General features: G+C 63.2%; 11 protein-coding genes. 7 read left to right on the forward strand and 4 right to left on the reverse strand.

Translation table 11 applies throughout. From position 1 onward, the window contains the following. The first annotated feature begins 42 nt into the window (after positions 1–42). Positions 43–822: an SDR family NAD(P)-dependent oxidoreductase gene (locus tag C7G61_RS27440; RefSeq protein ID WP_108519802.1), complete on the forward strand. Its 780-nt coding sequence runs from the start codon at positions 43–45 to the stop codon at positions 820–822. Positions 823–1,065: 243 nt separating this feature from the next. Here the strand turns inward: C7G61_RS27440 and htpX are convergent, their stop codons facing one another. After that, positions 1,066–2,004, reverse strand: coding sequence for a zinc metalloprotease HtpX (gene htpX, locus C7G61_RS27445; RefSeq protein ID WP_108519803.1), 939 nt, complete (start codon positions 2,002–2,004; stop codon positions 1,066–1,068). A gap of 317 nt (positions 2,005–2,321) precedes the next feature. On the opposite strand from htpX, the gene C7G61_RS27450 reads away from it, so the two are divergent. From C7G61_RS27450 to C7G61_RS27465, 4 genes are all read left to right on the forward strand, one after another. After that, positions 2,322–2,702, forward strand: coding sequence for a VOC family protein (locus tag C7G61_RS27450; RefSeq protein WP_108519804.1), 381 nt, complete (start codon positions 2,322–2,324; stop codon positions 2,700–2,702). Positions 2,703–2,814: 112 nt separating this feature from the next. After that, positions 2,815–4,155 carry an amidohydrolase gene (locus C7G61_RS27455; RefSeq protein WP_108519805.1) on the forward strand — a complete coding sequence of 447 codons (1,341 nt, stop codon included), beginning with the start codon at positions 2,815–2,817 and terminating at the stop codon, positions 4,153–4,155. Between the two features lie 182 nt (positions 4,156–4,337). Beyond that, positions 4,338–5,612: an acyl-CoA dehydrogenase family protein gene (locus C7G61_RS27460; protein WP_108519806.1), complete on the forward strand. Its 1,275-nt coding sequence runs from the start codon at positions 4,338–4,340 to the stop codon at positions 5,610–5,612. Between the two features lie 227 nt (positions 5,613–5,839). Then, positions 5,840–6,460, forward strand: a complete 621-nt coding sequence (locus tag C7G61_RS27465; protein ID WP_108519807.1) for a flavin reductase family protein — start codon at positions 5,840–5,842, stop codon at positions 6,458–6,460. 85 nt (positions 6,461–6,545) lie between these two features. Here C7G61_RS27465 and C7G61_RS27470 read toward each other — a convergent pair whose 3' ends face one another. Together C7G61_RS27470 and yghU are read right to left on the reverse strand one after the other, a co-directional pair. Continuing rightward, entirely contained in the window at positions 6,546–7,301 is a 756-nt protein-coding gene (locus C7G61_RS27470) for an alpha/beta fold hydrolase (RefSeq protein ID WP_108519808.1), read from the reverse strand. Positions 7,302–7,468: 167 nt separating this feature from the next. Beyond that, entirely contained in the window at positions 7,469–8,362 is an 894-nt protein-coding gene (gene yghU / locus C7G61_RS27475; RefSeq protein WP_108519809.1) for a glutathione-dependent disulfide-bond oxidoreductase, read from the reverse strand. 254 nt (positions 8,363–8,616) lie between these two features. Here yghU and C7G61_RS27480 point away from each other — a divergent pair, with 254 nt between their 5' ends. Further along, the gene (locus C7G61_RS27480) at positions 8,617–9,768 is read left to right on the forward strand and encodes an aminotransferase class V-fold PLP-dependent enzyme (protein WP_108519810.1); all 1,152 of its coding nucleotides are present in this window, start codon (positions 8,617–8,619) and stop codon (positions 9,766–9,768) included. A gap of 135 nt (positions 9,769–9,903) precedes the next feature. Here the strand turns inward: C7G61_RS27480 and C7G61_RS27485 are convergent, their stop codons facing one another. Further along, on the reverse strand, positions 9,904–11,562 hold the full coding sequence (locus C7G61_RS27485) for a flavin-containing monooxygenase (RefSeq protein WP_108519811.1): 1,659 nt from the start codon (positions 11,560–11,562) through the stop codon (positions 9,904–9,906). A gap of 240 nt (positions 11,563–11,802) precedes the next feature. Here C7G61_RS27485 and C7G61_RS27490 point away from each other — a divergent pair, with 240 nt between their 5' ends. Further along, positions 11,803–12,936, forward strand: a complete 1,134-nt coding sequence (locus tag C7G61_RS27490) for a nitronate monooxygenase (protein ID WP_108519812.1) — start codon at positions 11,803–11,805, stop codon at positions 12,934–12,936. The last annotated feature ends 47 nt before the right edge of the window (positions 12,937–12,983 follow it).

The raw sequence follows: 12,983 nt of genomic DNA on the forward strand, positions 1-12,983 counted from the left end.
GGATCATGCACTAACTTGCTCCAAACAAAATGGGAACACCCAATGAGCATCTTTGACCTCACCGGCCGCACGGCGGTCATCACGGGCGGCAATGGCGGTATCGGCCTTGGCATCGCGCAGGCGCTGAACGCGCAAGGCTGCAACGTCTCGATCTGGGGCCGCAACGCCGACAAGAACAAAAGCGCAGCCGCAACCATGTCGGCCGGTCCCGGCAAGGTCGATACGCAAATCTGCGACGTCAGCGATCCCGCCTCCGTCAAGGCGGCGATGAAGACCACGCTCGAAACGTTCGGCCGGGTCGACGGCTGTTTTGCGAATGCCGGTATCGGCGGCGGCGGACGGCGCGCCTTCATCGACCGCACCGAGGAGGAATGGCGAAAAATGTTCGCAACCAATCTCGACGGCGTCTTCCATGTGTTCCAGGCTGCCGCCCGCCACATGACCGAACGCGCCGAGGCCGGCGACAGATTCGGCCGGCTGGTCGCCACCTCGAGCCTGGCGTCGCTGTTCGGCACCGCGCGCAACGAGCATTACGCCGGCACCAAAGCGGCGCTGAACGCGCTGTGCCGCGCGCTTGCCGTTGAGCTCGCGCGGCACGGCGTCACCGCGAACGCGATCCTGCCCGGCTGGATCAAGAGCGACATGACCTCCGGCCTCATGGCCAACGACAAATTCGTCGCCAACGTGATGCCGCGGATTCCGGTGCGCCGCTTCGGCGAGCCGACGGATTTCGGCGGCATCGCGGTGTACCTTATGAGCAAGGCGTCGTCGTATCATACGGCGGATTGTTTTGTCATCGATGGCGGGTACACAGCGTTTTGAGGGTGGGTGTGGCGCAATCGCCGTCGTCCCTGCGAACGCACGCGTTCGCAGGGACGACGGACGAGCTTTCGGAAGAGGTCGCAGTCATGCGTCCGGATTGTGCTTGCGCACAATGCAAATTGGTTCGCAGGCCATAGGGTGGGCAAAGCGAAAGCGTGCCCACCCTCAAGACGTGCGCTCGGCGATAGATGGTGGGCACAGCGCTGACGCGCCTTTGCCCACTCTACGCGACTTCGCGTCAATCTATCCCCACGGACCGCGTGTAGCCGAGGGCCGGCCCCACGGGCTGCGGCGCGGATAATTGCCGCGGGCGTTGACGGAAAGCGTGCCGCCGTGCGCGCCCATCTCCGCCGCGAGCTGCTGCAGCGCGGCGATGCGGTTCTCGGTCGAGGGGTGCGTCGTAAACAGATTGTCCATGCCTTGGCCCGACAGCGGGTTGATGATGAACATGTGCGCGGTCGCCGGATTGCGCTCGGCTTCCGGGTTCGGCACCACATGCGCGGCATTGGCGATCTTGGACAGCGCCGACGCGAGCCACATCGGCTGGCCGCAGATGCGCGCGCCGAGATCGTCGGCGGCGTATTCGCGGGTCCGGCTGATCGCCATCTGCACCAGCATGGCGCCGAGCGGCGCCAGGATCATCATGGCGATCGAACCGATGATGCCGGGGCCGTTGTTGTCGCGGTTGCCGCCGAAGAACATGCCGAATTGCGCCAGCATCGAGATGGCGCCGGCAATCGTCGCAGTTATGGTCATCAGCAGCGTATCGTGATTCCTGATATGCGCGAGCTCGTGCGAGATCACGCCGGCGAGCTCCTCGCGGCTGACCGACTGCACCAGACCGGTGGTGACCGCGACCGCCGCGTTTTGCGGATTGCGGCCGGTGGCGAACGCGTTGGGCTGCGGCTCGTCCATCAGAAACACGCGCGGCATCGGCAGGCCGGCGCGCCCGGCCAGCTCGGCCACCAGATTGAAGAGATCGGGCGCGGTGCGCTGGTCGACCTCATGGGCGCCGTACATCGACAGCACCATGCGGTCCGAATTCCAGTAGGCGAATATGTTCATCGCAGCCGCGATCACGAGCGCGATCATGGCGCCGCTGGCGCCGCCGATCAGATAACCGACGCCCATGAAGAGGCCGGTAAGACCGGCCAGCAGAATGGCAGTCTTGAAATAGCTCATTGTCGTCTCCTAGCCGCCCGCGGCCGAACCGCCATGGCGCACACCTTCAAAAATAGGAATTCCTCCGGCGGCGCTTCAAGATGCCCGCGGTGCGTCGAGGCGCCGCGCTTGGCGGGCGGAAACCTCCGCTGGATTACCGAAACGTAATCTGACAGCTCCGGGTACCTTTCGGGCCTCCCTCCGGTTGCCCATCGCCTGCTTGTGCAACGCCAACGGCGCCGTCTACATTGCCCGGCAACGGGCAGCGTGGGTGCTTGTTCCATCTCGCGAATGCAATCTTGGCTGTTCGTCCGAAAAACTTGGGGAGGAATTTAAGAATGTTTTCGCACGTGATGATCGGCACCAACGACCTCGAAAAGGCCAAGGCGTTCTATGACGCCCTGCTCGGCACGCTCGGCGTCCGGCCGGCCAAGGTCGATGGCCACCGCATTTTCTACTTCACCAAGACCGGTGTGTTCTCGGTGACGAAGCCGATCAACGGCCAGACGGCGACGCCGGCGAACGGTGGCACCATCGGCTTTGCGGCTGAATCTCCTGAGCAGGCCGACGCATGGCATGCAGCCGGCATCGCCAATGGCGGCACCACTTGCGAAAATCCGCCGGGCGTCCGCGAAGGCAGCGCGGGTAAACTCTATCTGGCCTATTTGCGCGATCTCGACGGCAACAAGATCTGCGCGATGCATCGGATGGCGACGTAGATTGTAGGATGGGTGGAGCGAAGCGATACCCATCAGCCGCGACCAGTGGCTGTGGGTTTCGCTTCGCTCTACCCATCCTACGCACTGCGACGCAATCAAAGGGAGCCACGCCATGAATCGATTTGTCAGATCGCTGGCGGTATCAGCCGCACTGTTTGCGGCCAGCCTGCTGCCGGTCCACGCAGAGCTCGATGCCATCGCTCTCAAGAAGGCGATCGAGACGTCGATCGCAAGCGACTATCCAAAGCTCGACGCGCTCTACAAGGAGCTCCACGCCCATCCTGAACTTGCGTTTCAGGAAGTGAAAACCGCTGCCAGGCTCACAGCCGAGATGCGCGCGCTCGGCTTCGACGTTACCGAGAATGTCGGCAAGACCGGGTTGGTCGCCATTTACAAAAATGGCGACGGGCCCACCATCATGGTGCGCACCGAACTCGACGGGCTGCCGATGGAGGAGAAAACCGGCCTCGACTATGCAAGCCGCGACAAGACCACCTGGATGGGGCGGGAAGTATTCGTCGCCCATAGCTGCGGCCACGACATTCACATGGCGAGCTGGGTTGGAACGGCGAAGACGCTGCTGGGCCTGAAAGAGCAGTGGAAGGGCACGCTGATGTTCATCGCCCAGCCGGCGGAAGAGATCGTGGCCGGCGCCAAGGCCATGCTGGAGGACGGCCTGTTCACGCGATTTCCGAAGCCCGATTTCGGCTTTGCTTTGCACGCATATGGCACCTTCGCCTATGGCACCGTGCTCTATACCGTCGGGGCCGGCTCCTCGACTGCCGACGGCCTCTACATCAAATTCCGCGGCCGTGGGGGTCACGGCGCGATGCCGCAGGCAACCATTGACCCCGTGATGATGGCCGCGCGCTTTGTCGTCGATGTTCAGAGTGTGATCAGCCGCGAAAAGGATCCGACCGAATTTGGCGTTGTCAGCATCGGTACGATCCATGGCGGCACCGCGGTAAACATCATTCCCGACGATGTGGTGCTGGCAGGCACCATCCGCAGCTTCAAGCCGGAGGTGCGCGCCAAGATGCTCGCAGGTATCGAGCGGACAGCGAAGGCGGTCGCCGCCATGTCGAATGCGCCGGAGCCGGTGATCACGATCACCGAGGGCACCAAGGCCGTGATCAATGATCCCGGCGTGGTTGCCACGGCAGAAAAAGTGCTGAAAGCGGCGTTCGGCGACAAGCTCAGGCCAATACCGCCCGTCACGCCCAGCGAAGACTATTCGGAGTTCATCAACGCCGGCGTGCCCTCGATGTTCTTCAGAATCGGCGTCTACGAGCCGGAGCGCGTCGCTGCCGCCCGCGAGGGCGAAGGTCCGCAGCTGCCGGCCAACCACTCGCCCTTGTTCGCGCCGGTGCCGAAGCCGACCATCGAGACCGGAATTGCCGCGATGACGCTCGCTGTTCTCAGTGCCTTCGATCAGAAGGCCCGGCACAAATGATGGGACCAGGAACGTAATTCGCCAATCTCGGTGTGTCAGACCTCAGCTTGCCATGAGGCGGAAAATCGCGCCCCTTCGCGCGTGCTTGTGCAAGCCCGTCCCCGCCGTCTACATTGCCGGCCAACGAGCCGAGTGCGCGCCCGCAAGATCAATGTTCTTGCGCAAATGGGAGGAAATAATCCATGAAACACGCCTACATCCCGCGAACGACGACCTACAATCTTAATCCGGGCGAAGAGCTGAACGATTTGCGCATGTCGGACGAGGTCCGTCCGCTGTACGAGCACGTCAAGAAGTTCATCCGCGAGACCGTCGACCCGATGTCGGTCGAGTTCGTGCGGCTCGGCCAGGACAAGAAGGATCGCTGGAGCTTTACGCCGGAACAGCTCGCGGTGCTGCAGAAGGCCAAGGACAAGGCCAAGGAGGAAGGCCTGTGGAACTTCTTCCTGCCCGATGACGAGACCGGCCAGGGCCTGAAGAATTTGGATTACGCCTATATCGCGGTCGAGCTCGCGAAAAATCCGCTGGCCTCCGAGACCATGAACTGCTCGGCGCCCGATACCGGCAACATGGAAGTGCTGGAGCGCGTCGGCACCAAGGCGCAAAAGGAGAAGTGGCTGAAGCCGCTGCTCGCCGGCGAAATTCGCTCCGCCTACGCGATGACCGAACCGAACGTCGCCTCCTCGGATGCCAAGAACATCTCGACGACGGCAAAGCTCGTCGGCGACGAATGGGTGATCAACGGCGAGAAATACTACATCTCCGGCGCCGGCGATCCGCGCTGCAAGATCATGATCGTGATGGTGAAGACCAATCCCGATGCGCCGCCGAGCAAGCAGCAGTCGCAGATCCTGGTACCAACAGACACGCCCGGCGTCGAGATTTTGGGCCCGATGCACGTGTTCGGCCACGACCACGCGCCGCGCGGCCACATGCACCTGCGCTTCAACAATTGCCGGGTGCCGAAGGAGAACATGCTGCTCGGCGAAGGCCGCGGCTTTGAAATCTCGCAGGTCCGCCTCGGACCGGGCCGCATCCATCACTGCATGCGCACGATCGGCAAGGCCGAAAAGGCGCTCGACCTGATGGTGTCGCGCGGGCTCACCCGCGAAGCCTTCGGCAAGAAGATCGCCCATCTCGGCGGCAATCTGCAGATCATTGCCCAGGCGCGCTGCGAGATCGAGGCGATGCGACTGATGGTGCTCAAAGCCGCCAAGGCGATGGACGTGCTCGGCAACAAGGAAGCGCGCATTTGGGTGAGCATGGTGAAAGCCATGGTGCCGGAGCGCACCTGCAAGATCATCGACCAGGCGATCCAGATGCACGGCGCCACCGGCATTTCGCAGTGGAGCCCGCTCGGCGAAATGTACCAGGACGTCCGCCACCTGCGCTTCGCCGACGGCCCGGATGAGGTGCACTGGATGGTGGTCGGAAGGCATGAGCTGAGCATGCCGTAGTGGCTGATCTCCCTCTCCCCGTTCCCGTTCTTCACGGGGTCGAGACGAGCGTAGCTCGCTCTTAGAGGGTTGGGGTGAGGGGCTGCTTCCGCGAATTCAACAGGCAGCGAGTTCGCTGAGACTCCCCTCACCCGCCGCGCTCAGGCGCGCAAGAGCGCTGCCGAGCGCGTCGACCTCTCCCCGCAAGCGGGGCGAGGCAAGGACCTCCGCCGAAACGGGAATGCCCCATGCAATACGACCCCAGCGACCTGAAACCCCGCGAGCGCTACAAGGTGCTTACATCCTTCGTGCTACCGCGGCCGATCGCGTGGGTGACGTCGATGGGACCCGCCGGCGTGGTCAACGCGGCGCCGTTCAGTTTCTTCAACGTGTTCTGCGAGGACCCGCCACTCTGCATGTTCGCCGCCAACCTGCGGCCCGACGGCCGGGTGAAGGATACCGTGATCAACATCCGCGCGACCAATGAGTTCGTGGTCAACATGACCGACGAGGCACTGGCGCATGCGATGCACGAGAGCAGCGGCGACTTCCCGCCCGAGATCGGCGAGCCGGATTATCTTAAACTCAAACTGGCACCGTCGACGAAAATCGCCGTGCCGCGGCTGGCGGATGCGCCGTTTGCGATGGAATGCAGGACCTGGAAGGAAATCGACGTCAACGGCGACCGACTGCTGATCATGGGCGAAGGCATCCACTTCCACATCCGCGACGAATTATGGGACCACGCCGCGATGCGCGTCCACATGGAGCGCTATCATCCGATCGGCCGCATGTTCGCGGATCGCTATTGCCGGACGGATGATCGCGTGGTGTTTCCGCCGGCGGAAGGGGCGAAGAGCGCGGTCTAGATGTAGGATGGGTGGAGCGAAGCGATACCCATCGGCATCACGAACGGTATTGATGGGTATCGCTTCACTCCACCCATCCTACGGACTATGACATCGGTCGGTGCGCACGAAGGAAAGATCGGATCTGGCGCACCGCGAGCGGCACGCGCTCTTTCGGCTCCTTCCACGGAAATAAACTCACTTCCGCATTCGGCGCCAGCATCGCGCTCTCCATGGCGACGGCGTAAGGGTGCGCGGGGATATCGTCGGGCAGGATCAGCACCGGTGTCTGGCATTGGCGCACGAAGTCGCGCGTCACGGTGAAGACGAAATCGGGGTCGGTTCGATACATTCTTGTCAGGAACTTTTCAGCCTGCTCCATCGTGATGTCGTCCCGGCGTTTGACGAGTTCCGGCGCCCAGCCCTTCATGTTGTTGTCGTAGAACAGGTCGCGCATCTCGGGGCGCGAGCCTGACGGCATCGCCAGCACGCCCGCAACCACGCGGTCCGGGGCGCGCTTGATGAGATTCCAGATCAGCGGGCCGCCGATGCAGAAGCCCAGCACCATGAATTTGTCGAAGCCCAGATGATCCATCAGCGCAAGCTGGTCGTCGGTGTGGGAATCCCAGGGACGGTCGATCTCGAGCGGGCCGGAAGACTGCCCGGGCGGCGCGTTGCGCAGGTCGTAGGCGATGCAGCGGTACTCGTCGCCGAACTCCTTGATGGCGTTGAAGGGCGGATAGTCGCCGGTGATGCCTGAGATGTTCGAGTTCAATCCGCCGCCGGCGATCAGGAGCAGCGGGAAGCCGGAGCCGGCTTCTTGGTAGTGGATGCGGACGACGCCCTTTTCCAAAAAGCTCATGGCGGGTTTCCTCTGCCTCTACTCCCTCTCCCCGTTCTTCACGGGGAGAGGGTTGGGTGAGAGGCTGTCACCACGCATTCGACTCGCGGAGAGTCCCCCTCACCCGGATTTTCGCTTCGCGCAAATCCGACCTCTCCCCGCAAGCGGGGCGAGGTAAGCAAGCCACCTCACGCTTTCGCCGGCTCGCCGATCTTGTCTTGCGTCTTGGTATCGAAATCGCTGGCCTCATGCCGCTCGTGCAACTGGCTCGCCGGATCGCCCGAGATGCGGTTGACCATGCGGCCGCGCTTCACTGCGGGGCGTTTTGCGATCGCGTCGGTCCAGCGCTGCACGTTCTTGTATTCGTGCACCGACAGGAATTCGCCGGCGCCGTAGACCAGGCCCTTCGCCAGCGCGCCGTACCACGGCCAGGTCGCCATGTCGGCGATCGTGTATTCGTGGCCTGCGAGATATTCGTTGTCGGCCAGACGGCGGTCGAGCACGTCGAGCTGGCGCTTCACCTCCATGGCGTAGCGGTCGATGGCATATTCGATCTTGCTCGGCGCGTAGGCGTAGAAATGGCCAAAACCGCCGCCGAGAAACGGCGCGCTGCCCATCTGCCAGAACAGCCACGACAGGCATTCCGCCCGCGCCGCGCCACCGCTCGGCAGGAACGCGCCGAACTTTTCAGCGAGATGCATCAGGATCGCGCCGGACTCGAACACCCGGATCGGTGTCGGTCCGCTGCGGTCCATCAGCGCCGGAATCTTGGAGTTCGGATTGACAGCGACAAAGCCGCTGCCGAACTGGTTGCCGTCGATCTTGATCAGCCAGGCGTCGTATTCCGCGCCGCTGTGGCCAGCCGCCAACAGCTCCTCGAACATGACGGTGACCTTGACGCCGTTCGGCGTTGCCAGCGAATAGAGCTGGAACGGATGGCGGCCGACCAGCAGTTCGGCCTCATGCGTGGGGCCTGCGATCGGGCGATTGATGCTGGCAAAGCGGCCACCGCTCTCCTTGTTCCAGGTCCAGACTTTTGGCGGAACGTAAGCTGCGGGATCGGTGACGGGGGCGTCGGTCATTGGTTCGGCTCCAAGCTTCTTCGGCCGTCTCGCGGTTGCACAATCTGTCGCGCGGCGGCCGGCGCAATCCATGTAAGGTTTCGTATCAGCAGCGCAACCAAACAAATAGCGTGCAAAAGTCAGGGAAGGAATGCACCATGCTGCGCCCCTGCCCTGATCGCACGGCGTGGCAGGTGTACTCGGAGCAATGCTCCTGTGGCTGGCATCGTCGAGATCGGCCATAATGGATTGGTCACCACAACGAGACCATCCAAATGCTCCCCTCACAGCGCGCTTTATTCGAGATACCGCGCCAGATCTGCTACCTGAATGCGGCCTCCTACAGCCCGCTGCCGCTTCGAACGCTGGAGGTCGGTCGCGCCGCGGTTCTCCGCAAGGGCACGCCGTGGACGCTCGAGGCCTCCTTCGCCAACCAGCAGCATGAACGCGCGCGCCTTGCTGCCGCCCGGCTCATCAATGCCGAGGCTTCGGATATCGCGCTGATTTCCTCGATCAGCTACGGCGTTGCGACCGCCGCGAAGATGCTGCCGATCACCCGCGGCATGCGCGTGATCGTGCTGGAGGACGATCATTCCTCGCCGGTGCTCGAATGGCAGACGCGGGCCGAGGCGGAAGGGTTCACCGTCGAGACGGTTCGGCAACCTGACGACGGCGACTGGACATCGGCGGTTCTCGAAAGCATCGAGCGATCCGGCGCCCCGCCGGTCAGCCTGGCCTCGATCTCCTCGGTGCACTGGTCGGACGGCGGGTTGATCGATGTCGACAAGGTCGGCGCGGCGCTGCGGCAGCGGGAGGCTGCCTTCCTTGTCGACGCCACGCACAGCACGGGCGTGCTGGCGACCGACGTGAAGCGTCTCGACCCGGATTTTTTGATCTTCCCGACCTACAAATGGCTGCTCGGCCCTTACGGCCGCGCCTTTCTCTATGTTGCGAAACGCCATCAAGGCGGTATCCCGCTCGAGCAGACCGCGTCCGGCCGCCGCAACGTGCGCGCCGAGAACGCGGTCTATTTCACGGATCTCAGTTACGTTCCCGACGCGCGGCGCTTTGACATGGGTGAGCGCGATCATTTCGTCTCGATGGAGATGGCCTCGATCGGCATGGAGATGATGGTCGAATGGGGGGCGCCGGTCATTGTGCAACGTCTCACGATGCTGACGGAGCGGATCGCGGCGGGCGTGCGCGACATCGGCGTCCACGTGCCGGAGCCGCATCTGCGGGCGCCGCATGTATTGAGCCTTGCTTTCAAGGGTGGAATGCCGGCGGGCCTCGTCGAGGGGCTGGCAAGCGAAGGGATCTATGTCGCACCGCGCTTGGGCCGCATGCGTGTGTCGCCGCACGTTTACAATGACGAGGCTGATGTCGACCGGTTCGTGGAAGTTTTGGGCAGGCGGCTGCGGGGTTGACAAGGGTGGGCAAAGGCGACATCTGCGCCGTGCCCACCATGTTCTCGCCGCGCCGCGAGATGGTGGGCACGCTTCCGCCTTCGCTCGTTGAGCTACGGCGGACAAGTCGCTTTGCCCACCCTACGAAGGCGGCATCTACGACACCGCCACCTTCCGCGGCTGCTCCGCCCGCTCCATCACAAATCCCTCATAGCCCTTCGCCGCGACGTCGTTGCAGATCTGCCGGTAGGGCCCGACGCCGCCGATATAGGGCATGAAGATGCGCGGCTTGCCGGGGACATTGGCGCCCATGTACCAGGAATTGGCCTGCGGATAGAGCGTGGTGTAGGCGACCTCGTTGACGTGGGCGACCCATTTGTCTTCGGCGTCGAGCGCCGCCTCCATGGTGTCGAGGCCACGCTCGCGCATATAGGCCATGCAGTCGGTGATCCAGTCGACATGCTGCTCGATCGAGACGATCATGTTCGACAGCACCGACGGGCTGCCGGGACCGGTGATGACGAAGAGATTGGGGAAGCCGGCGCTCATCAGGCCGAGATAGGTGCGCGGGCCCGCCGACCATTTCTGGTTCAGCGTCTGGCCGTTACGTCCTCTGATATCGATCTTCGCGACCGACCCCGTCATAGCGTCAAAACCGGTCGCCAGCACCAGCGCATCGACCTCGTAGTCCTTGGCGCCCACGCGCACGGCATTCTCCGTGATCTCCTCGATCGGGCTGGACTTGATGTCGACCAGCGTCACGTTGGGGCGATTGAAGGTCGCGAAATAATCCGTGTCGATGCAGATGCGTTTTGAGCCGATCGGATGATTGTTCGGCTGCAGCAGCTTTGCAGTCTGCGGGTCCTTCACGATTTCGGCGATTTTTTCGCGGACGAAATTCGCGGCGGTGTCGTTGGCCGCCTTGTCGAGCGCAAGGTTGTTGTAGACCGACATGAAGGTGAGCCCGCCGCGGTTCCAGCGCGCCTCGTATTTCGAGCGGCGCTCGTTGTCGCCGTCGTCGAGCGCGCCGCGATCAGGCATCTCGGTGTAGATGCCGTTCTTCGCCACCTCGCGCGCAAATCGCCTGATCTCGGGATAGTTGGCGCGAAACTTCTCTCGCTCCTGCTCGCTGAGCGCGGCGTTGCGGGCAGGAATGGAGAAGTTTGCGGTACGCTGGAATACCGTCAACTGGCTCGCCTGTTCGGCAATCACCGGCACTGATTGGATGGCAGACGAACCGGTGCCGATGACGCCGACGCGCTGGCCGGTGAAATCGACCGCTTCATGCGGCCAGTGGCCGGTGTGATAGACCTTGCCGTTGAAGCGATCGAGGCCCTTGATGTCGGGCATCCGGGCGTTCGACAGGCAGCCGGTGGCGAGAACGACAAATTTCGCGGCGACTGTCTTGCCGTCTGATGTCGTCACCGACCACAGCGAAGTCGCCTCGTCGAATACAGCGCTGTCGACACGGGTGTTGAACTGGATGTCGGAACGCAGGTTGAAGCGGTCGGCGACATGGTTGGCGTATTTCAGAATCTCCGGCTGCGGCGCGTAGCGCTCGCTCCAGTCCCATTCCTGCTGCAGCTCTTCGGAGAACGAATAGGAGTACTGCATGCTCTCGACATCGCAGCGCGCGCCGGGATAGCGGTTCCAGTACCAGGTGCCGCCGACACCCGAGCCCTGCTCAAAAACCCGCGCCGTCATCCCCTGCCCGCGCAACCGGTGCAACATATACATGCCGGCAAAGCCTGCGCCGACCACGACGACGTCGTAGGATTCGGTGGGTAGAGTGGCGGCAGATGGCATGGCGGACATGAAGACGGGCTCCCTGAGTGTTCTTTGATTTGTCTGCCAGCATTCCTCTCGTAGCGCCAAAGCGCAAGACGCAAATCGGCGGGCTTGGTTTGCATATTTTGCGAGGTGGAATTGCAAGCCCCTCATCCTGAAGGCCTCGCCAACGCGCTTGGCTTTCAGGCCTCGGATAGGCTAGCGTTCGATCAACACACAAACCAACAATGAGCGACTGGCCAGCGGCCTCCACAGGGAGCAACAACCATGAAATCGCCGATCTGCGACATGCTTGGTATAGAGTTTCCGCTGTTCGCTTTCAGCCATTGCCGTGATGTGGTCGCCGCCGTCAGCCGCGCCGGCGGATTTGGCGTGCTGGGCGCGACCGCGCACTCGCCGGAGACCATCGAGCAGGAACTGAAATGGATCGACGATCACACCGACGGCAAGCCCTACGGGCTCGACGTGCTGATCCCCGAAAACATTTCGACCGCGGGCGAAAAGGACGTCACCTGGAAAAGCCTTGAGGCGCGGATCTCGCCGCAGCACCGCGACTTCACCCGCAACCTGCTGAAGAAACATGGTGTTGAACTGACGACGACCAACGTCGCCGACAACCAGCCGCAGCCGTTCGACGCGCAGCGCGCGCTGGACGTGCTCGACGTCTCCTTCCGCCATCCGATCAAGCTGATTGCGAACGCGCTCGGCGTGCCGCCGAAGGCGATGATCGACATGGGAAGGAAGCATGACGTTCCGGTGGCGGCGCTGGTCGGCTCCAAGGAGCATGCGCTGCGCCAGGTCGCGGCCGGCGTCGACATTCTCGTCGCGCAAGGCACCGAGGCCGGCGGCCATTGCGGCGAGATCTCGACCATGGTGCTGGTGCCCGAGGTGATCAAGGCGATCAAGCCGATCCGCGACGTGCCGGTGCTGGCCGCCGGCGGCATCATGACCGGGCGGCAGATGGCGGCGTGCATGGCGATGGGTGCCGCGGGCGCCTGGACCGGCTCGGTGTGGCTCGCCACCGTCGAGTCAGAGACCACCGAAATCTTCCGCGAAAAGATGATCGCGGCGTCCTCGCGCGACGCGGTGCGCTCCAGGGGCCGCACCGGAAAGCCGGCGCGGCAGTTGCGCTCGGTATGGACCGACGCGTGGGACCGCGGGCCGGACAGCCCCGGCGCGCTGCCGATGCCGCTGCAAAGCATCATCAGCCGCGACGCCTTCAACTCGATCGACCGCGCCGCCGCCGCCGGCAATGTGCAGGCGCGCGACCTCGTGACGTACTTTGTCGGCCAGGGCGTCGGCCTGATCGACAGCGTGAAATCAGCCGGCGCCGTGGTGCAGGAATTCAAGGAGGATTTTGCCGATGCGGTGGAGCATATGAATATGCTGATGGAGGAGTGACGGCCTCTCCACGTCATTGCGAGCGAAGCGAAGCAATCCATCTCGCC

The sequence above is a fragment of the Bradyrhizobium algeriense genome (assembly GCF_003062295.1).
Taxonomy (GTDB): Bacteria; Pseudomonadota; Alphaproteobacteria; order Rhizobiales; family Xanthobacteraceae; genus Bradyrhizobium; species Bradyrhizobium algeriense.

Excerpts from the sequence above, each read along its gene's own strand:
- C7G61_RS27440 (WP_108519802.1), top strand. The coding sequence starts at position 43 with ATGAGCATCTTTGACCTCACCGGCCGCACGGCGGTCATCACGGGCGGC.
- htpX (WP_108519803.1), bottom strand. The coding sequence starts at position 2,004 with ATGAGCTATTTCAAGACTGCCATTCTGCTGGCCGGTCTTACCGGCCTC.
- C7G61_RS27450 (WP_108519804.1), top strand. The coding sequence starts at position 2,322 with ATGTTTTCGCACGTGATGATCGGCACCAACGACCTCGAAAAGGCCAAG.
- C7G61_RS27455 (WP_108519805.1), top strand. The coding sequence starts at position 2,815 with ATGAATCGATTTGTCAGATCGCTGGCGGTATCAGCCGCACTGTTTGCG.
- C7G61_RS27460 (WP_108519806.1), top strand. The coding sequence starts at position 4,338 with ATGAAACACGCCTACATCCCGCGAACGACGACCTACAATCTTAATCCG.
- C7G61_RS27465 (WP_108519807.1), top strand. The coding sequence starts at position 5,840 with ATGCAATACGACCCCAGCGACCTGAAACCCCGCGAGCGCTACAAGGTG.
- C7G61_RS27470 (WP_108519808.1), bottom strand. The coding sequence starts at position 7,301 with ATGAGCTTTTTGGAAAAGGGCGTCGTCCGCATCCACTACCAAGAAGCC.
- yghU (WP_108519809.1), bottom strand. The coding sequence starts at position 8,362 with ATGACCGACGCCCCCGTCACCGATCCCGCAGCTTACGTTCCGCCAAAA.
- C7G61_RS27480 (WP_108519810.1), top strand. The coding sequence starts at position 8,617 with ATGCTCCCCTCACAGCGCGCTTTATTCGAGATACCGCGCCAGATCTGC.
- C7G61_RS27485 (WP_108519811.1), bottom strand. The coding sequence starts at position 11,562 with ATGTCCGCCATGCCATCTGCCGCCACTCTACCCACCGAATCCTACGAC.
- C7G61_RS27490 (WP_108519812.1), top strand. The coding sequence starts at position 11,803 with ATGAAATCGCCGATCTGCGACATGCTTGGTATAGAGTTTCCGCTGTTC.